We start from the raw sequence: 21155 nt of genomic DNA, 5'->3' as shown, positions 1-21155 counted from the left end.
TTTATCTTATTCAGTGGCATTACATCACTTTCCCTGTATTACTTTTTCATCCAAATATCATCGCGGTAACCCGCTATGGTGTTATCACTTGAAAAACGACCGCTAGCAGCCGTGTTTCTAATACTCATTTCTTGCCAGTTATCTTGATCAAGATACGTTTTTGCCACCAACTCTTGTGCCAGGCAATAACTGTCAAAATCAGCGGCCGTCATCCATTGGTCATTGGGGTCGACAATCGACGCTAGAATATTGTCGAAAATCCCCGGTTCAACCAAATTGAAATGACCACTTTTTAGCATGTTCATTACCCCTTGCAGAGCGGGTGAACGAGTGATGATTTGTTGAGGTTGGTAATTCATTCGAGCTTGCATCACTTCACTCGCATTTAACCCAAATAAAAAGAAGTTTTCATGACCAACCTCTTCAAGCATCTCAATATTGGCTCCGTCTAACGTTCCTATTGTTAGGGCACCATTCATCATAAACTTCATGTTGCCAGTGCCTGAAGCCTCCTTACCCGCTGTTGATATTTGCTCAGATAAATCGGTACCTGGACAGATTTTCTCCATCGCGCTGACGTTGTAATTAGGTAAAAATGCCATGCGTAAATATGGCGTAACCAGCGGATCAGAATTGACCATATGGGCGACATTGTTGGCTAATTTAATGATTTGTTTTGCCATCGCATAGCCAGGTGCAGCTTTGCCACCGATTAAGACACAACGTGGTACCATATCTTGAGTATCGCCATTTAAAATTCGACGATATAAATGGATGACATGTAAGATATTCAGCAGTTGACGTTTGTACTCATGAACACGCTTAACTTGCACATCAAACATCATCGTAGGATCAAATTCGATGCCACACTGTTGTTTTACAAATTTAGTTAATGCTTGTTTATTCTCAAATTTTACTTGAGCCCATTGCTTAACAAATGCCTTGTCATTTATACAGCCATTCAACCCCTTTAGACGTGACAAATTATTGATCCAATCATCGCCTAATCGTTCACAAATCAGCGATGATAATTTAGGATTACAAAATGCTAACCAACGTCTTGGGGTAACACCGTTTGTTTTGTTATTAAATTTATGCGGCCATAATTGGTAAAAGTTATTAAATAACCCTTCTTTGAGTAACTGAGTATGCAATCCAGCCACGCCATTAACCGAGAAACTGGCAACGATGGCTAGATAGGCCATACGTATTTGTTGTTCATCGCCCTCTTCAATAATTGACATATCAGTCAGTTTTTGAATATCACCAGGCCAATGATGTGCTACCAACTCTAAATACCGCGAATTAATCTCAAAGATGATTTCGACAATACGAGGCAGCATATTTCTCATCATAGGTACAGACCAACGCTCTAATGCTTCTGGCAATAAAGTGTGATTGGTATACGCCATCGACTGACTTGTAATTGCCCAAGCGGTCTCCCAACTTAAACCATATTGATCAAGCAGCAGTCGCATCAATTCCGGTACGGCAATACTTGGGTGAGTATCGTTAAGCTGAAGTACGTTAAGCTCACTAAAATGACTAAAGTCTTCACCAAATTTGTCAACATAACGGGCAAGTAGATCCTGTAAACTGGCTGACGAAAGAAAGTATTGTTGCTTCAATCGCAACTCTTTACCATTAACGCTAGCGTCGTTGGGATACAACACCATCGTAATTTGTTCAGCTAAGTTTTTAGTCGCTACAGCCTCTGCATAATCACCTTCGTTAAACTCTGCCAAATCGAAATCATCATTGGCTTCCGCTTTCCACAGTCGCAAAGTGTTAATACGGTTGTTTTTAAAACCGGGAATGGGCATGTCATATGGAATTGCTAAGACTTTTTGAGTGTTAACCCATACATGATGTCGATGTCCTTGCTTAAAAGAATGAGTTTCGGTATGGCCATAAAAAGGCACAGAAACAATATGATTAGAAATACGCACTTCCCAAGGATTACCATTTCGCAACCAACGATCGGGTCGTTCTACCTGATACCCATCTATTATTTTTTGTACAAACATACCGTATTGATATCGAATACCATAGCCTGTAACTGGTAAATCTAAACTTGCACAACTATCAAGAAAACAAGCCGCTAAGCGTCCAAGGCCACCGTTACCTAGGCCGGCATCATGTTCGACTTGTTCAATATGTTCTAAGTTAGTAGCGTACTCAGTGAGCACTTGTTGTGCATCCTCGGTAATGTCTAAGCTTAACAATGCATTACCTAAAGCTCGGCCCATCAGAAACTCAAGAGATAAATAAGCCACTTGTTTTTGTTGATATTGATTATCCTTAAGCCGTGTTTGACGCCAGTCATCAAGCATTTGCTCTTTAACACTTTGTGCTAAGGCATTAAACAGTTCATGTTTATCATGCTCATCTCGGCATAACTCATAGCGCATATGTCGTGCTAATAAAGCCTTTAAACTGTCGCAAGGTTCTTCATGAGAACAGTTTTGCTCATCTTTTACTACTTCAGCAGTGACTTCAGCTTTACGATTGGTTTTACTGATACTGCCACTTGCGTTATCTGTCGCTGTGGTCATCAATTGCTCCTTGTAAACTCGGTATGAAATAACATTAAACTTCGACTCATTAAACTGACTTGCTGATCCTCATCCACTGTAGGCTCACTGTCTTGGGTATGTAATAAACAATGCCAATATCGAAGGTGGGGTAATTGCGGCAGAGTAAAAGTATGTGCTAATTCGTCCGTATTAATCATCAACAACAATGCTTCGGTGCTTTCTGCAACCGCACCTACATCAGCATGCGCTAAATTACCCGTTAAAATGACACTCAAGGTGCGGGTTTGGTACTCACCCCAATGGGATTTGTTCATCACCTGACCTTGGCGGTTAAACCACGCTAAGCCGTTATCAAATAACGCCTCGGGTTTATGAATAAAAGCTTGGTGGCACAGCATCGGAAAGCGTTTTCGCAAACTGATTAACTGCGCGGTGAAATTGACTAATGCCCAATCTATGTGTTGCCAGTCAAACCAACCAATAGGGTTATCTTGACAATAGGCATTATTATTACCTTGTTGAGTTTGGCTAGACTCATCACCAGCTAATAACATCGGTACACCTTGAGATAACAACAAACACGTTAGCAAATTGCGTTTTTGACGAGATCGAATCGCATTAATTACTGCATCGTCACATTCACCTTCAATCCCATAATTGCTACTGCAGTTTTCTTGATGACCATCACGATTATTTTCACCATTGGCCAAATTGTGTCGATCACGATAAGTCACAAGATCATGCAAACTAAAACCATCATGACTGGTAATAAAATTAATACTGGCGGCAGGACCACGACCGTTATGTTCAAAGAAGTCGCTGGAACCGTGGAATCGCTTGGCAAACTCGGGCGATAAGCCACTGTCGCCGCGCCAAAATCGACGCATCGCATCACGATAACGGTCGTTCCATTCACTAAACGCTACCGGATAATTACCCAACTGATATCCGCCAGGGCCAATGTCCCAAGGCTCAGCTATCAACTTCACTTTGCACAAAACAGGATCTTGGGTAATGGCATCAAAAAAGCCACTCCCAGGATCAAAGCCATACACCTCTCTGCCTAGGCAACTGGCCAGATCAAATCTAAATCCGTCAACTCCCATCACCTCAACCCAATATCGTAATGAGTCCATCACCAGCATCAACACTTGCGGGTGATTAAGATTAAAAGTATTACCGCAACCAGTATCGTTAATGTTAAAACGTTTTTCATTAGGTAATAGCCGATAGTAGCTGGCATTGTCGATACCACGAAAGCTATACGTCGGTCCTAAATGGTTTCCTTCTGCTGTATGGTTAAAAACCACATCGAGGATCACTTCTATCCCAGCAAGGTGAAGTGTAGAGACCATTCGTCTAAATTCGCCAATATCGCTTTTATCTGATAAATAAGCTGAATGCGGAGCCATAAAAGCAATGCTGTTATAACCCCAATAGTTATTAAGGCCTTTTTGGACTAAAAAAGGTTCATCAAAAAAACCATGTACAGGTAATAACTCAATGCAGGTTATCCCCAAGTTTTGTAAATAGTCGATGATGGGTTGGCTAGCTAACCCTGCAAATGTTCCTTGTTGCAACGATTCAATATCGGGATGTTGTTGAGAAAAACCCTTTACATGGGTTTCAAAAATAATGCTCTTTGCCAGACTAATGTTGAGTGGTGCAATTGGAATATCATTGACAAATCGACTGTCTAACACCTCGCATTTGGGCATGTAAGGTGCACTGTCTTGAGTATCAAATGATAAATCTTCATCGGTGGCCTCGATATCATAACCATAAAGCGCAGGGTGATAGGTTACTTCGCCAACTAATTTTTTGGCGTAAGGATCAAGCAGTAATTTGTGATGATTAAATCGGTGGCCAAGTTTAGGCTGGTAAGGCCCAAAAACTCGATACCCATACAATAACCCCGCTTGAGCGCCAGATAAGTGGCAATGCCAAATTTGTCGCGTTTGATGACGCATGATATATTGCGCCAACTCTACACTGCCTGTGGGGTCAAAAATACACAACACAACTTTTGTGGCATGAGCCGAAAACAACGAAAAATTAACCCCGTTGTCATCAATTGTCGCCCCAAGTGGATAAGCATAACCGCTAGTCATATCCATAACATGCCCTTGTGAAATAAAACCTTAATGTCATTACAATCTGTTGCGTTTGTTACTCAACCTGTTGGGGAGCCCAAATGCTGCAACCTAACGGTGGTACAGTAATAACGATGCTTTGAGGCATTCCTTGCCATGGTGTTGCTTCAGCTTTATAAGTCCCGTCATTCACCACATGACTACCACCATAATGACGGTGGTCACTGTTGAGTATTTCGTTATAGTGGTCTTCAGTGGGCAGTCCTATTCTAAAACCGTGATAAACCTCTGGAGACATATTGACAACAATCACCACAGGTTGCTTATCGGCATCTAAGCGGCAGAAAACTAAAATATTGTCATCGGCATTATTACAGTCGAGCCATTTAAAGCCGTCACTATGGTGATCAAGTTGATATAATGCTGGATATTGCTGATAGCATTGATTGAGATCGCGCACCCAATCTTGAATGCCTTGATGAGGTGCATAGGTTAGCAAATGCCAATCAAGGCTTTGGTTATGATTCCATTCATTACGTTGTGCAAACTCATTCCCCATAAACAGCAGTTTTTTGCCGGGATGTGCCCACATAAAGCCATAATAGGCGCGTAATGTGGCAAATTTTTGCCAATCATCTCCGGGAATTTTATGCAATAAAGATCCCTTGCCATGAACCACTTCATCATGGCTAAGAGACAAAATAAATTGCTCAGTAAAGGCATACACTAAACTGAATGTCAGCTCACCATGATGATAACGTCTAAAGAGGGGATCACAGCTGATATAACGAAGCGTGTCGTTCATCCATCCCATGTTCCATTTAAAACCAAAACCTAAGCCATTATTATTCGTGGCTTGGGTCACGCCAGGCCAAGCCGTTGATTCTTCAGCAATCATGTTAATGCCAGGGAAACACTGATACATACGCGCATTTAACTCTTGTAAAAAACTAATGGCTTGTAGGTTTTCACGCCCACCGAGTTCATTGGGGATCCATTGGTCTGCATTACGGCTGTAATCGAGGTATAACATGGACGACACGGCATCAAGGCGTAAGCCGTCAAAATGAAATTCGTTTAACCAGTAATAAGCGTTACTGTATAAAAAACTGCGAACTTCTGCGCGACCATAGTTATAAATCAAGGTATTCCAATCAGGTTGCTCTCCCTTACGAGGGTCTTCATGTTCATACAAGCAGCTGCCATCAAACCGTACAAGGCCATGAGGATCGCGAGGAAAATGCGCGGGAACCCAATCAAGCAATACTGCAATACCTTGTAAATGGCATTCATCGATAAACGCCTTAAGACCATTTGCGTCACCAAATCGATAAGTTGGCGCAAACAACCCCACGGGTTGATACCCCCAAGATCCATCAAATGGATACTCACTGATCGGCATTAATTGCAAATGAGTAAAACCCATTTCTTTAACATATGGCACCAACTCTGCAATGAGCTGTGAGTAATCGGTATAACCGTGGCCATCTTCACCGGTACGACGCCATGAGGCGAGTTGCACTTCATATATTGACATGGGTTGTGCATGAGGATGTTGATTGGCTCTATGCGTTAACCATTGTGAATCGTGCCAATCATAACCATCGGGGTTCGGAATGATTGACGCATTATGGGGCGATGGCTGCATCGAAACAGCATAAGGATCAGATTTAATAACCTCATGACCATGCACATCGTAAATAGCAAATTTATAATGTTGCCCTGCTTCGACATCAGCTATAAAAATATCCCACAAGCCACTCGCGGGGTGATGACGCAATGTATGACGCTTAGAGTCCCATAAATTAAAATCACCTATCACGGCCACTCGTTTAGCATTAGGAGCCCAAACACAAAAGTGGATGCCATTGATCCCTTGATGTTGGCGCCAATTAGCGCCTTGGAATCGGTAGGTTTGCAATTGACTTCCTTCGCCAAACAAATACACATCATCAGGGTTCAATAAACTATCAAATTGATATGGGTCATGAATAAGCTGCTCACACAACGGATATTGCACCCGTAATAAGTACCGAAAAGGCTTAACTCGACGGCCCATTTTTCCTGCAAATAAGCCCTGCGGGTTTACTTGTTCAAGTGTCGCGACTTTTCGCTGATCTTTGGCGCTCAGTACATCAATACTCAGAGCACCAGGAAGCAAGCAACGGACAACTAAAGATTTACCGTCATTAATACTGTGCATTCCTAGTAGCGAAAACACATCTGTGTATTCACCATTTAATAAGGCTATTTCACTACCTTGTTGAAAATACGGGGTCGCTAAAGTCATATTCAATAATCCATTAATAGGCAAGTTTATCGGATGGATAAGGAGCTGCAGTGCTAGTCTTGTTACGTAATTTTCTCGCAGAACCAATAGTGTTGAGGCGTTGCTGCACTTTAGGGCTTTGAGACATTTGCTTAATTGACATAGGTAACCGGCGCTGCCAATTTGGAAACTCTTTCCATGTTCCAGGAATGTTGACGCCATGCTTATCCGCCACCAAATCACTGAGCTGGACACTAAACAATTGGGCATTTCCTTTGGCGGCAACGCTTATCCATGCCAGCAACACTTGTTCAAAATCTAATTGATCAACGGATGCCGTGGGGTCAGAGAGTTCAAACCCGTGTTCACGTATTAGCAAATCAATTAATTGATGCTTTTCCTGCTGACGCTGGGCCATAACGACTTGTAACTTGTCATCGGTTTCAATTAAATCCAGTTGACGCCTTAAGCGTAAATCTGCGCCAGTCCACCATGCAGCAAGTGTTGGCACATCATGATTAGCAAGCATCATCAAGCTTTGACGCTTATAGTCTTTAGGCGCTTTAAAGCCATGATGTTCTTTACAAAAATAAAATAATTCATTCGAAAAAATACCTGCATCACGTAAACGCGAAACAATTTCGGGTGGTACTATGCCTAAATCTTCGCCAATAATAATGCAACGTGCACGCTGGCTTTCTAAGCAAACAATCGCTAATAAGGTGTCAAGCGGATAATAAACATAACTGCCATTGCCAAGTTCTTCTTGTAATGGCCACCACCATAGACGTAGCAGGCCCATAACATGATCAATCCTCAGCGCACCGCAATGTTGCATATTACTTCTAAGTAACTGAATAAAATGGCTAAAGTCATTCTGTTTCAATTTAACAGGATCAACGGGTGTTAACCCCCAATTTTGTCCATGTTCAGCAAAAGGATCTGGAGGCGCTCCGATACTGGCGTTAGCGCAAAACAAATCGGCATTCGCAATAATTTCGGCACCATGGCTCACCGCTCCCACAGCTAAATCACGAATAAGCCCGATACTCATACCACACTGCTTAGCATTGAGTTGACACGCTTGTAATTGTTCATTGGCAATAAATTGCAGATACAAATAGAAATCGGCATCTTTGGTAACATATTTAGATGCTAATTTTATTTCAATATCAACAAACTGCATTAACGCTGCTTTATCTTGTTCAACAAACGCTAAGAAGGCTTTATATCTCGGCGTTTCGTATTTAATGTGGTGTGAACAAAAGACTTGATACAACTTATCAAAGGCTGCATATTTTAGGCTTTGAACTTCTTCATAATTAATCAAAGGGGTTTGATTCAACACAAGCCTTTTTTGCTGCCATTTTTGTGATAATAACTCCCCATTAAGGGCGTTATATTCATAAACGGCTTCAATTTGAATGTATAACGGGTTTAACCGACGACGATCTGTTGGACTGTATGGACTTGGGTTGTCTGGCTGGCCGACATCTAACGCGTGCAGTGGATTAAGTAAAATAAAATCAGCCCCTGCATTAGCGGCGTAATCAATCAATTCAGCTAAATTGCCAAAATCACCTATTCCCCACTGAGCATCATTACGTAATGCATACAGTTGAGCGTTCAAGCCCCACGCTTCTCTACTACCAGTTGGCTTATGTTCAAAACGCCCCTGGTAGGCCATAGAAGGCGCAACCATCCATTGTCCGTGTAGAATCTCAGTTCTTGCGGGGTCATTCAAAAACGCTAGGCTAACTTGATGATAACCAACATGTCGCGGTGGTTTATCTAGCAATAATCGATATTGGCAATATCGTTGTTCATTAACATGATATTCCCCCGTTATAATGCAGTCGCTTACATGAACATTTATCGAAGTGGTATCAATGTTGTCGCCACTGATGGTCACCACAAAAGGAAATAAATAATTATCAGGTAGATAAATTTCAACATAAGGCTTATCGATAGAGCACCATTGAAATTGATGCAGCGGCATCAACCAAGGCAACACATCAAGTTGCTCAATTCTAGCGACAATGTTTTGTTGTGATAAATAATGTTCCGTTAACGATTGTGCACTTAATGTCGACAAACTCGTTTTCTGGAGTTGTTGATAAAACGATGGTTCCAACAACATAGTGGTTAAAATACCCTGTCTGTCCTTAGCGGGTATATGAACAACATTACCGAAACAATCGATAAATTCTGCCCCTACGCCTTGCAAATATAGCAACTTCTCCAGTCCCATATTTGTCTTCCTCGCGATGATTAACTGCATTAATTCCAGCAGTTAACATGCCAGTTAATCATAACAAATTGAAGACAGATTAATGGCAATAAAATGACAACGACGATTGAATAAAAATCAATCACTTATCCATTATTGTTAACGCGGGAATGTTTGAACACTCAATCATTTTAGGAGCATTTTACGCACGATAACCGTGCATAGGTCACAAAATGGTGCAATTAAGCAATCAAAGTCACTTGGAGCTGTTGAACTTTGCAAGTCAAATGTTTTTCGAGATAAAAACGTGTTAATCAAGGCGAGTTGATTGCAGCCTAGCAATCTAAGCAACTATCACTTCGAGAAGATGCACCTAACTAAGAGTAAAATGTTTTTAGCCGCCCCGTCAGGCAGCGTTTGTGGTCATTTCTACTGCGTTATCGGCTTTTAATGTAGAATAACGACACAACAAAACCTCTGTCTTGTCGCTCATGTTTAAGTAATGACCAATAATTCGCTGTAAAAACAACCTTTGTAGATCAACAGTCCCTATACTTATTATGACGAAGGTTACTGTGTAGATAATTAGTATTTGTGGAAACCATTAAACGGGTACAAAACAAAATTCACAAATAATTGAGCATTCTGATAGGCTGGTTCAGGCTTGATTTAATGGGTCATTGGGCGACACTCATTTCCGAGTATTTAACACCTAATAACCTATTAATACCAATCCTATTAACTATGTGGTCTTTCAGCGGGAGTTCAAAGTGCTGTAGGCAAGGCAAATGATTGAAGCGAATAGTGATCCTCGGTAACAAGCTCCTGCGTTACTCTACCTCCAGTATCTGACCGCCATGGATGGTGGGAATGTGTTATTTTTTATGGAAAAAATAGACCATGCAGTGGTATTTTGAAAGCTTCTAACGAAGCATAAAGGACTTTGAAACCCGCCAGAATGGAGTCTCTCAGGTATGCCACTTCTGTGTTACATCGATTTAAAAGGGAACACCATTTCTACATCAATGTGCCTTGAATTGAAAAACCGAGAGACTCTGAACTGACCAGATATTTAATGAGATTGGTATAAATGGATATAAAAAATAATGAATAAACACGAGTTCACCTTACGCTATAATTTACATCGTTTGGGTTCGAGCATCCCCTCGGCGCCGCAATCATATCTTGGCCGCCAAGCTGCGGTATTAATTCCTGTTATTGAAATAGAACAACAACTGCACCTCATATTAACCCGGCGTCCAATGCATTTACGCCATCATCCAGGACAAATCAGTTTTCCAGGGGGTAAAGTTGAGCCAGAAGATGTTGATAGCATCCATACAGCACTTCGGGAAGCCCACGAAGAAATTGGCTTATCACCAAAAAATGTTGATGTGTTAGGCGTATTCCCGCCCCATAAAACATTTACAGGATTTGAGATAACTCCTGTTGTGGCAATGGTAAAACACCCATTTCAACTTGTACTCGATCCAGGAGAAGTCGATGACTGTTTTTCAGTGCCGCTTAAGTTTTTTATCGAGCGCAGTAACCATCATAAAATGTTCTATTACCGCCACGGCGAACATTATCAAGTGCATTTTATGCCATTTGAAGACAAATTTATTTGGGGCGTAACCGCTGCCATCATTGATCTGTTGTGTAGGCACGTAGACGTTAATGAGTCACAGAGTAGTTAATTATTGCACTTAAACAAACGAACCCCAAAAGTGTTTCTTCTGTACTTTGCTTTATACTACGTAGCGAATATATAAACCCGCAGACAGTGACACCAAAAACAACAATGGAATATTGACCCAAAAACCAATTCTTTCGGTTGTTTTTGCATAGAAGTTTACTAATAAGTTAAGAAAACTAATGCCCGCGCACCACCAAATGAGATGTTCTAACTGAATGGTTAATGTTGGATCCCAGTTTAACCGTACTGACACCCCTTTACTCAAAAAATAGCCTACTGCGCGATCGGGTCTTGCTTCACCAAATATAATCAACGCGTATATTGCTAAACTCCAGCCTAACAACGACAAAATCGTCAACACGACTTGTATAATACCTAAACGTGACATGGTCTTTCCTTGGTTAACGAGAGAATATAAGCCTAATTCGCCATATATTTAACCGACTTACTTAAAAGTATCACAATAATCACTATAGAATAGCGTTTTCAGCTTGAGAAAAGCCACCAGCAAGGTAAGATAAACCCCAATTTTTTATTTATATTCGATACGTTGGAGAATAAAGCAACAATGAGCATTGCATCTGTCGCTTCTGTATTTAAAGGTGAACACGCCGTTGGTTCGCAAGTCACTGTCCGTGGCTGGGTAAGAACTCGTCGTGATTCAAAAGCGGGTATCTCTTTCTTGGCCGTTTATGACGGTTCATGTTTCGACCCTATTCAAGGTGTCGTGCCAAATAGCCTAGCCAATTACAATGACGATGTATTGAAATTGACTGCTGGCTGCTCTGTCGTAATGACTGGTGAAATAGTCGCCTCGCCAGGTGCGGGGCAAGCATTTGAACTACAAGTATCTGAAATTGTAGTAACAGGCTTTGTTGACGATCCAGACACTTATCCAATGTCGGCCAAACGCCACTCAATTGAGCATTTACGTGAACTTGCCCATTTACGTCCACGTACCAACATTATTGGTGCTGTAGCCCGTGTACGTAACTGTTTATCGCAAGCCATTCACCGCTTCTATCATGAAGAAGGATTTATTTGGGTATCGACCCCATTAATTACTGCATCTGATTGTGAAGGTGCGGGTGAAATGTTCCGTGTGTCAACATTAGACATGGAAAATTTACCTCGCACTGCCGATGGTAAAGTGGATTATGATAAAGACTTCTTCGGCAAAGAATCATTCTTAACCGTATCGGGTCAATTAAACGCAGAAACCTATGCTTGTGCGTTGTCTAAAGTATATACCTTTGGACCAACATTCCGTGCAGAAAACTCAAACACCACTCGCCACCTTGCAGAATTCTGGATGGTTGAACCAGAGGTCGCATTTGCCACATTAGATGATGCGGCTGAGTTAGCTGAAAAAATGCTTAAGTTCGCATTTAAAGCGGTACTTGAAGAACGCATGGATGATTTAAGCTTCTTTAATGAACGAGTGGATAAAACGGTCATTCAACGCTTAGAGTCATTTGTTAGCAGTGACTTCGCTCAAGTAGATTACACTGATGCCGTTGAAATCCTTAAAAACTGTGGCAAAAAATTTGAATTCCAAGTTGAATGGGGAATTGACTTACAATCTGAACACGAGCGCTACTTAGCTGAAGAACACTTTAAAGCCCCTGTGGTAGTGAAAAACTATCCGAAAGACATTAAAGCTTTTTACATGCGCTTAAATGACGATGGTAAAACCGTTGCCGCGATGGACGTATTAGCCCCTGGTATAGGTGAAATTATCGGTGGAGCACAGCGTGAAGAGCGTTTAGATGTGCTTGATAAACGTTTAGCTGAAATGGATTTAAGCCAAGAAGATTACTGGTGGTATCGAGACTTACGTCGTTATGGCACCGTGCCTCATTCAGGATTTGGTTTAGGTTTTGAGCGTTTAGTATCCTATGTGACTGGCGTTAACAACATTCGTGATGTTATCCCCTTCCCACGTGCGCCACGCTCAGCCAGTTTCTAATTATCGCCATCATGATTTTAAACTGTCAAAACGCGCCTAACGGCGCGTTTTTTGTTATAAATTTTTATCTTTTTTGTTATACCAATCTTATACCAATCTCATTAAATATCTGGTCAGTTCAGAGTCTCTCAGGTTTTTCAATTCAAGGCACATTGATGTAGAAATGGTTGTTCCCTTTTAAATCGATGTAACACAGAAGTGGCATACCTGAGAGACTCCATTCTGGCGGGTTTCAAAGTCCTTTATGCTTCGTTAGATGCTTTCAAAATAAAATCACTATTCGCTTCAATCATTTGCCTTGCCTACAGCACTTTGAACTCCCGCTGAAAGATCACATAGTTAATAGGATTGGTATTATTAGATAGTGATATCCCAACCCATCTGCCTAACTCATCGCGTTCGTAAATGTTTCCAATAATTTCATAATATTAAGCCGATAAACACCAATAAACCTAAAGAACATAACTGAACTTGGTATAGGTTAATTGATGTAGAAAAAAGCCTTACGACCATTTTTTCACTTCAGTGAACCATTTCCCCTTGCTTAACAAATTGAAGCGTTAACATCACAGTACTCAACGTTAACAAATGTAAAGATTTATTAGAGATAGATCTAAAAAGACTAAAAGCTTAAATGACTTACATTATATAACACGCTATGCTATTACCAATCGAAGCACTAGTCCTTATTATTTATAGGTATTTTATATATGAATATTACGTTCTCGATTAAGAGAATGCTCCAAATCACCATCTTACTGACGCTGTCAGCGTTAGCGTTATTGTCTTGGGTGATGAGTATCCAACAAGATCGCATTCATTTGGACGTTGAACGTGAAGAACAACAAGTACATGCAATTTTTGCATTAAAAGATACTCGCTATTATGTAGTACAAATACAACAATTTTTAACCGATGTTGGCGCCACTAAAAGTGATGAAGCCAAAGCAGAAGCACTTGATAGTATGAAAGATGCTTTGCACCATATCGATAAGCTGATTGAATTTGCGCCACAATTTACCACGCAAGCAGCACATGATTCAGATGCACAAGCACTACAAGGAGACAAGGTTGTTCGCCAAACTATCGATTCAATTGATCACCTAGCAAAAGGGGTTGAGCAAGCAGCCAGTGCACTCTATAAATTAGAAAGCGATACCAATAATATTGGCACTATTTTAGACGTGATTCGGGGTATTTCAGACCAAACTAACTTACTGGCATTAAATGCTGCAATTGAAGCTGCACGAGCTGGAGAACAAGGCCGCGGTTTTGCTGTTGTGGCAGATGAAGTACGTACTTTAGCTAAACGTGCACAAGATTCTACCAATCAAATACAACAGATGATTGATGAACTGCAAGCTGGCGTGAAAGGCGCGGTATCTGTTATGGAAACAAGCAGCCAACAGGCAAAAAATAGCACAAAACAAGCGGCTCAGGCGGGGGAAGCATTAACAAGAATAACCCAGTCAGTTGCGACTATCGCTAATATGGCGACCCAAATCGCAACCGCTGCAGAAGAGCAAACTGCGGTAAGTGACGAAATTAACCGTAATATTGTGAATATTCGCGATGAAACTCATTTAACAGTCGCCAATGCCGAACAATCACATGCAGCCAGTGTCCAAGTTGATCAATTATCGCAGCAACTCAGAACACAAATAAATCAGTTTCAAATATGATTTTACCCCGATAAATAATAAGTTAACCTGTGATATAAATAAAAAGCCCGCTAAATAAGCGGGCTTTTATACGTGAACAGCAAAAAAAAATATATCGATTTTTTATAATATGGTTATTTTCTTGCTCTCAGCTGTTTTTCCATCCATTTTAGGCACAAGAAGCTGCAACACCCCATTATTAAATGACGCCTTTATATCTTCTTCATTCGGTTTGCCACCTAACGTAAAACGGCGGACATATTTCCCAGAGCGACGTTCTTTTCTTATCACTCGTCCATTGTCTGTTTCTTCATTTTCTTTGGTTGTCGTGGCTTCTATGGTGAGCACATCACCATCAAGTGATACCTGAAGATCCTTTTTATCTACACCGGGTAAATCGGCAGTAATATCATAGTGATCTTCTTTTTCATTGATGTTGACTCGTGGGCTAAATAAGTCCAAATCTCTGTCACTTTCAAGAGTGGGGTAATAGAAATTTCCAAAAAAGTCCGTCATATCAAATAGTGAATTTTTAGGAATTATGTTCATAACAAAATCTCCTTTTATCAATAATCAGGTTGAAAAAGTTGAGTGCTTTAGCTAATTCGCTTAGCCAAACCTCAGCTGACCTATCAATTTTAACGGTCAAATTATCCACTCAACATGATATAGATCAAACATTACTGCCATTGTAAGGTAATACTTATATGATTTTTTGCTCAGTAAATAACCTCGTTTAAAGTCAACGTAACCCCTAGCGATTAAAACATAAGCTACTGATAATCTGTCAAAAAAATAAAAATAAGGAGATGATACTTTCTCAACCTTAGAGATAATGATATTGGAAAATGCATTAAAGAGGCAAAGCGTACAATAGCGCTGTCAAGCCAAATGGTATTGATACCGCCCGCCTACCATCTCACTGCAGACATTTTTAAAGACAATCTCAATCAAATAAAGCGTGTTCGGTTGACGTAAATGCTGATGGGGAATAACAAGGCTGCCACCGTAGCGTCTATTCACTAAAAGAATACATTGGAATATGCAGTAAATAACATACTCATGGAGTTTATAATCGATTAATAATCAACCAACACCAACTTATCACTGTCGATTTCAAAAATCGAGTGATAGTGGTTTTATCCGTGTAATTACAGGGAAACTTTTAACAATAAATACTATATTAAGCTCAGTACAATATTTGACAATATAATACTTATATACCTCTACACCTCTATTCCTTATAAGGTTAAGTAAACGGTTATTTATAACCATATTAAAGAATTAATATTAGAAAAAAGTAATTTACTTAGTTAATTATTATATAATTGATGCTATTCGAACAGTTGCCCCCCTTTATCGCCACTGTTGATTATTATCCATATAATCAGATAGTTAACAGAGAGCGATTATCTTTACACTGTTAACAATAGTAAATATTGAACACTTTTTATTATTTAAGGTAGTATGATTTTTATCTAAAGTACTTTAGATAAATGAATACTTTATCTATTAATGACTTAATATGTGAACATTCACCTTGCTCACAACCACTTTTATGTTATATATAACAACATTACTATGGCTCTTAATAACTAAGTCGCAATTGTTTAATTATTGAGCGAATAATTATAGAACTAAAAAACATTACCCAATTTTGCTTTTACATAATGGAATGATATATGTCTACAGGAATGATGTCTCATTGCGACACAACAATTTTTTCAACCTATAAACACTGTCCAGATTGCGGCAATAAACTCGACAATATCCCTAAACTGAGTAATGCAGAAAAAATAAAGCCCAACGCACTTGATCCAATCAAACCTTTTTACCCAAATACCACTACATTTACGGGTCTTGTATTAGACACCCATCTGTATACACGATCCAAAACGGTTAAATCTGGTACCTATAAAGATTCCACCACAGAAACCTTTGAAGAAGCCTTTAACTTCATTACGGTTGAGACTGAAAATGGGGAAACCGTTAAATTAAACATTGACGGCAATGGCCAAGCAGCAAATAAAGTACACGTTGGCGATGCCATTTCAATATTGGAACCCACTAATCTGACTATTACGATGCCTGCACCAGGTGGTATTAGTCATATGCTCAATAATAGATTAGCCGATGCATTTATTGTTCATAACCAAGACGGTACTCGTTATTCAAAAAAGAACTGTTCTGAAAATTTTAATCCAATTAAACCCTCCATTGTAAAAGCATTTGCAAATGGTTTTATGGTCTCTCTTTTAACTGGCTTTATTGCATTCATGTGTATTTGGATGGGCCCTGCTTTTCCTGATCTCATTGATTTAGTGCCCATATTAGACTCTAAAGACGCACCCAAAATAGCGTTAATCATTTGTGCTATCACGGGAGGCATTGGGTATTATGTCCACCTTACCCGTGCGCAACAACACTTCGCCACTGTTGAAGCTTATGATCAAGTCATTGAAACACTGATGGATGTAACCTATAAAGAATTAGGCTACCACCAGCATTCCCCTAAAAAATCTGACACGGATGCATTCTGCAACTCGTGTGACACACGACTTCCTCAACATCTAAAACATTGTTTTTCTTGTGGCACTGCACAGCAAACAGAACCACTTGAGCAGAGCATTAACCAAGATTCACTGGAGACTTCAGATCTCACACCAGAACCTCTTAACAATGCCACCGGCACATCTATTAAAGACAAAAGATTGGCATTGATGAAGCAATACCAATGCGATATACCAGAACAAAAATTTGAATACCATAAATTTTTAGGTACCACAGAACATTTTTTATGTAGCGCAGAAGCCCGTACTTATCGCGTATTAGACCGTACACTATATGCAGGTAAAAACACATCATCAAGTACTCAAGTCAGTTATACGGAAACACGTAACTCTGTTGGTGGCTATGTTGGAACAAGCGTTAATTCAAGTCACACAACAATAACCACCAAAGTTGATATCGATGGTAAGGTGCTAGTTGAAGACCATGATGGCAACATTGAAGAGCTAACCGTTTATTCTGAAATACTCGGCACACTCGATGCGGGTGATTACTTATTTTTAGCTCATCAAAACATTCAACATGGTCATCAAGAGCCTACAAACTATCGAATGATAGCTCATAATATTACCAAGAATATTCGCTCATTACCCTACGACATTCGCGATTACCAACAAAACTCAATTCTTGAGCAACTACTACCTTATGCTTATTTTGTGTTAGCGATATTCATTGGCTATAACTTTGATGTGATTAATAGCGCACAATATCAAATAACTCATTTCGCACTACCCACGTTCTCTTATTCATTAGAGCATTGGGGCTTAGGTCTGTTGTCATTTTTTACACTTTTATTTATGGATTACCCGATCACAAGCCGAATGAATAAATCAAATAGCACTCGCGCATGGGAATTGGTAAAGCCAATATTTGAAATGAATCGCAAAATGATTAATGAAGACGTTGCAGAAAAACTCGCTAAGTACAAATAACGTCTAACCACATCTTAATCAAGCTTATTTGACGACTGATTTACCTTATTAGCCGTCAAATAAGCCAGCAATAATGCAAGAAAGTCGGCTTGAAACAACAGTGTAATTTACGCTTAATGGTAACGACAATTGATGCCATAATACGACGTTTTTTACTATTCGCCTCACATCCTATGTAAACAACTCTAAAAGCTGAATACTAACGATATATTGGCCAATAATTATCGCTCACATATGCTGGCATTTACTCGTATAATAAACAAATAACCGCAACTCGAATAAGGGATGGGATAAATAAGCCATATTATCCCGAGCTTAGATTACATAATCACAAGCCCCAGTCATCGATAAATAGCAGGCCCATAAATGACAGCTGAACTCCTCGAAATTCAAAGCTTTATTTCTCAACATGCCCCTTTTGATCAGCTTCCTGAACAAGCAATACTAGAGGTTGCACAAAGTGTTGAAATCTCTTATTACCGTACTGATAGTATGATTATTAATTTCAATGACAGAATTCATGAACTTTATATGATCCGCAGCGGGGTTGTTGAGTTATATCGCCGTAAAGGTGAATTGTATAATCGCCTTGATCAGGGCCAATTATTTGGACAAATGGGTTTACTTACTAATAATAAAGTCCGCTTCCCTGCTAAAGCAGTAAAAGATACCCTTGTATACAGTATCCCAGAAGCTGTATTCAATGAGTTGTGCGAGCATTATGACGACTTTGCTGATTTTGTTGAAGTTGAGGATAGCACCCGTTTAAAACAGGCGGTAAAAGGCAACACAGATAATGCTAATGCTTTGACCACGTCCAAAGTAAAAACGTTACTGACACGAGAACCACTGGTTATTCCTTGTAATAGCAGCATACAAGATGTTGCCAAAATCATGGCCGAAGAAAATATTTCGGCAGTATTAATTAATGATCCTAATAGTGAGGATAAACAAGAAAATAGTTTTGTTGGTATTATTACCGAACATGATCTTTGCGCTAAGGTCGTCGCTTCTGGAATAAGTGTTGATACCCCCATTTCACAAGTCATGTCTACCGACCTAGTTTCACTTGATCACAACGCTTACATTTTTGAAGCAATGCTGCTCATGCTTCGGAATAATATTGATCATCTGCCTATACTGAAAAACAAAAAACCGATCGGATTAATTGAAGTTGCAGATATTATCCGTTACGAATCGCAAAATAGTCTGTTATTTGTCAGTAGTATCTTCCAACAAAAAAGCAGCGAAGATTTAGTGTTGCTTTCTGCACAGTTAAAAGACTGTTTTGTGCGTATGGTTAATGAAGATGCCAATTCACATATGGTCGGACGAGCAATGTCTGAAATTGGCCGCAACTTTAAACAACGTTTATTAGAGCTTGCAGAAGAAAAGTTTGGTCCTCCACCTGTTCCTTATTGCTTTTTAGCACTAGGTTCAATGGCCCGAGACGAACAGCTCATGGTGACCGACCAAGATAATGCCATCATTCTTGATAATAGCTACAAAGTAGCATTGCACGGTGAATATTTTGAAAAACTAGCGAATTTTGTTTGTGATGGTTTAGCCGCCTGCGGTTACAGTTATTGTACCGGCGATATTATGGCCAGTAACCCTGAGTACCGTAAAACTCGTTCGCAGTGGGAAGAATGTTTTGGTGACTGGATAGATAACCCCAATCCTCAAGCATTATTGAATTGCTCTATTTTTTTTGACCTGACTGGAGTCTATGGCCGAGTTAAGTGGGCAGAACAATTAAATGCTTTTATTCGTCGTAAAGCCAAGAAAAATAACCGCTTTTTAGCTTGTTTAGCTCACAATGCCCTAAACCGTACCCCTCCTCTTGGATTTTTCAAAGATTTCGTGATGGAAAAAGATGGTCGTCATAATAATTCTATCAATTTAAAGCGTCGTGGAACGGCACCATTGGCGGATCTTATTCGCGTGCACGCTTTGGCAATTGGTTCGTTATCGCAAAACTCCTTTGAGCGCTTAGAAGATATTATCGAAGCCGGTATTCTGCCCACATCTAAGGGCGAAGACTTACAACATGCAATGGAGCTTATTTCTTTAGTACGTTTGCGACATCAGTCAACAGATATAGAGTCTGGCATCGAACCTGATAATAATATTGAACCAGAAAGCATGTCTGATTTTGAAAGACGTAACTTAAAAGATGCTTTTTTAGTGCTTAGCAATGCACAAAACTTTTTAAAGTATCGCTACAATGCCAATAAACGTTAAAGGTTAAAGGTTAACTCATGGACAATTTCAATAACCAAGAGATTTTAAATTGGGAAGCCTTTCTAAAATTACAAGCAATGGAAAGTAAAGATCGCCGCTTACTCGATTTTTATAATACGGGAACTTACCATAATGAAACGCCATTAAGTGATATCGAGTTTGTCGCTCTCGATTTTGAAACCACAGGCCTTGATTCACAACAGAACAGCATTATTAGTATTGGTTTGGTGCCATTTAATATACAGCGAATTTATTGCCGCCAAGCAAAAGAGTGGTATCTCAATCCACAAGATAAGCTACAAGAAAACTCGATTATTATTCATGGAATTACCCATTCAGATTTACAAGGTGCACCCGACCTTTTATTGATTTTGGAACAATTGTTAGATGAATTGGCAGGTAAAGTTGTCGTGGTGCATTATAGACACATCGAACGAGATTTCCTTGACCATACACTACGCCAGTTAATTGATGAAGGGATTATCTTTCCAGTTATCGATACCATGCAAATAGAGGCTAATTTGCAACGAGCTAAATCTCAGGGGTTATGGAATGCCTTTAAAAGAAAACGTCCCGTTTCAATTCGTCTTGCTAACAGCCGTGAACGTTACAATTTGCCCGCCTATTCGTCACACAATGCTTTAACCGATGCGATAGCCACTGCAGAACTGCTGCAAGCTCAAATTAGGTATCATTTTAGTCCAGACACTGAGATTAAAAAATTATGGTTATAATACCAATCTCATTAAATATCTGGTCAGTTCAGAGTCTCTCAGGTTTTTCAATTCAAGGCACATTGATGTAGAAATGGTTGTTGCCTTTTAAATCAATGTAACACAGAAGTGGAATACCTGAGAGACTCCATTCTGGCGGGTTTCAAAGTCCTTTATGCTTCGTTAGATGCTTTCAAAATACGACTGCATGGTCTATTTTTTTCCATAAAAAATAACACATTC

At 39.8% G+C, this 21155-nt stretch carries 12 protein-coding genes; 6 read left to right on the top strand and 6 right to left on the bottom strand.

What is annotated here, in order from left to right; all coding sequences use genetic code 11:
* Positions 1–38 precede the first annotated feature (38 nt).
* Genes ACWXWT_RS02900 through malQ form a run of 4 tightly spaced genes read right to left on the bottom strand, consistent with a single transcriptional unit; the run spans position 39 to position 9150 of the window.
* Positions 39–2555: a glycogen/starch/alpha-glucan phosphorylase gene (locus ACWXWT_RS02900; RefSeq protein WP_456040119.1), complete on the bottom strand. Its 2517-nt coding sequence runs from the start codon at positions 2553–2555 to the stop codon at positions 39–41.
* On the bottom strand, positions 2555–4654 hold the full coding sequence (glgX, locus tag ACWXWT_RS02895; protein WP_456040118.1) for a glycogen debranching protein GlgX: 2100 nt from the start codon (positions 4652–4654) through the stop codon (positions 2555–2557). The genes ACWXWT_RS02900 and glgX overlap by 1 nt, the downstream gene beginning before the upstream one ends.
* A gap of 52 nt (positions 4655–4706) precedes the next feature.
* Positions 4707–6920, bottom strand: coding sequence for a 1,4-alpha-glucan branching protein GlgB (gene glgB, locus ACWXWT_RS02890; protein ID WP_456040117.1), 2214 nt, complete (start codon positions 6918–6920; stop codon positions 4707–4709).
* Positions 6921–6933: 13 nt separating this feature from the next.
* Complete coding sequence (gene malQ / locus ACWXWT_RS02885; protein ID WP_456040116.1) at positions 6934–9150, bottom strand: 4-alpha-glucanotransferase; 2217 nt, start codon at positions 9148–9150, stop codon at positions 6934–6936.
* A gap of 1085 nt (positions 9151–10235) precedes the next feature.
* Between malQ and ACWXWT_RS02880 the strand changes: the two genes are divergently transcribed.
* Positions 10236–10826: a CoA pyrophosphatase gene (locus tag ACWXWT_RS02880; RefSeq protein ID WP_456040115.1), complete on the top strand. Its 591-nt coding sequence runs from the start codon at positions 10236–10238 to the stop codon at positions 10824–10826.
* Between the two features lie 51 nt (positions 10827–10877).
* Here the strand turns inward: ACWXWT_RS02880 and ACWXWT_RS02875 are convergent, their stop codons facing one another.
* On the bottom strand, positions 10878–11213 hold the full coding sequence (locus ACWXWT_RS02875; RefSeq protein WP_456040114.1) for a hypothetical protein: 336 nt from the start codon (positions 11211–11213) through the stop codon (positions 10878–10880).
* 180 nt (positions 11214–11393) lie between these two features.
* On the opposite strand from ACWXWT_RS02875, the gene asnS reads away from it, so the two are divergent.
* Positions 11394–12794, top strand: a complete 1401-nt coding sequence (gene asnS / locus ACWXWT_RS02870; RefSeq protein ID WP_456040113.1) for an asparagine--tRNA ligase — start codon at positions 11394–11396, stop codon at positions 12792–12794.
* 710 nt (positions 12795–13504) lie between these two features.
* Positions 13505–14476, top strand: a complete 972-nt coding sequence (locus ACWXWT_RS02865; RefSeq protein ID WP_456040112.1) for a methyl-accepting chemotaxis protein — start codon at positions 13505–13507, stop codon at positions 14474–14476.
* A 102-nt stretch (positions 14477–14578) separates the two neighbouring features.
* Here ACWXWT_RS02865 and ACWXWT_RS02860 read toward each other — a convergent pair whose 3' ends face one another.
* Positions 14579–15004 (bottom strand): Hsp20/alpha crystallin family protein, encoded by a 426-nt coding sequence (locus ACWXWT_RS02860; RefSeq protein WP_456040111.1) that lies wholly within the window; start codon positions 15002–15004, stop codon positions 14579–14581.
* A gap of 1133 nt (positions 15005–16137) precedes the next feature.
* Here ACWXWT_RS02860 and ACWXWT_RS02855 point away from each other — a divergent pair.
* The 3 genes from ACWXWT_RS02855 to ACWXWT_RS02845 all read left to right on the top strand — a co-directional run bounded on the left by ACWXWT_RS02855 (position 16138) and on the right by ACWXWT_RS02845 (position 20933).
* On the top strand, positions 16138–17955 hold the full coding sequence (locus tag ACWXWT_RS02855; protein WP_456040110.1) for a hypothetical protein: 1818 nt from the start codon (positions 16138–16140) through the stop codon (positions 17953–17955).
* Between the two features lie 366 nt (positions 17956–18321).
* Entirely contained in the window at positions 18322–20199 is a 1878-nt protein-coding gene (locus tag ACWXWT_RS02850; protein ID WP_456040109.1) for a DUF294 nucleotidyltransferase-like domain-containing protein, read from the top strand.
* Between the two features lie 17 nt (positions 20200–20216).
* Positions 20217–20933: a 3'-5' exonuclease gene (locus tag ACWXWT_RS02845; RefSeq protein ID WP_456040108.1), complete on the top strand. Its 717-nt coding sequence runs from the start codon at positions 20217–20219 to the stop codon at positions 20931–20933.
* The last annotated feature ends 222 nt before the right edge of the window (positions 20934–21155 follow it).

This window comes from Shewanella sp. A22, from assembly GCF_053850585.1.
The sequence above is the reverse complement of the archived record's forward strand: the minus strand, read 5'-3'. Positions and strand labels throughout refer to the sequence as shown.

Excerpts from the sequence above, each read along its gene's own strand:
- ACWXWT_RS02900 (WP_456040119.1), bottom strand. The coding sequence starts at position 2,555 with ATGACCACAGCGACAGATAACGCAAGTGGCAGTATCAGTAAAACCAAT.
- glgX (WP_456040118.1), bottom strand. The coding sequence starts at position 4,654 with ATGGATATGACTAGCGGTTATGCTTATCCACTTGGGGCGACAATTGAT.
- glgB (WP_456040117.1), bottom strand. The coding sequence starts at position 6,920 with ATGACTTTAGCGACCCCGTATTTTCAACAAGGTAGTGAAATAGCCTTA.
- malQ (WP_456040116.1), bottom strand. The coding sequence starts at position 9,150 with ATGGGACTGGAGAAGTTGCTATATTTGCAAGGCGTAGGGGCAGAATTT.
- ACWXWT_RS02880 (WP_456040115.1), top strand. The coding sequence starts at position 10,236 with ATGAATAAACACGAGTTCACCTTACGCTATAATTTACATCGTTTGGGT.
- ACWXWT_RS02875 (WP_456040114.1), bottom strand. The coding sequence starts at position 11,213 with ATGTCACGTTTAGGTATTATACAAGTCGTGTTGACGATTTTGTCGTTG.
- asnS (WP_456040113.1), top strand. The coding sequence starts at position 11,394 with ATGAGCATTGCATCTGTCGCTTCTGTATTTAAAGGTGAACACGCCGTT.
- ACWXWT_RS02865 (WP_456040112.1), top strand. The coding sequence starts at position 13,505 with ATGAATATTACGTTCTCGATTAAGAGAATGCTCCAAATCACCATCTTA.
- ACWXWT_RS02860 (WP_456040111.1), bottom strand. The coding sequence starts at position 15,004 with ATGAACATAATTCCTAAAAATTCACTATTTGATATGACGGACTTTTTT.
- ACWXWT_RS02855 (WP_456040110.1), top strand. The coding sequence starts at position 16,138 with ATGTCTACAGGAATGATGTCTCATTGCGACACAACAATTTTTTCAACC.
- ACWXWT_RS02850 (WP_456040109.1), top strand. The coding sequence starts at position 18,322 with ATGACAGCTGAACTCCTCGAAATTCAAAGCTTTATTTCTCAACATGCC.
- ACWXWT_RS02845 (WP_456040108.1), top strand. The coding sequence starts at position 20,217 with ATGGACAATTTCAATAACCAAGAGATTTTAAATTGGGAAGCCTTTCTA.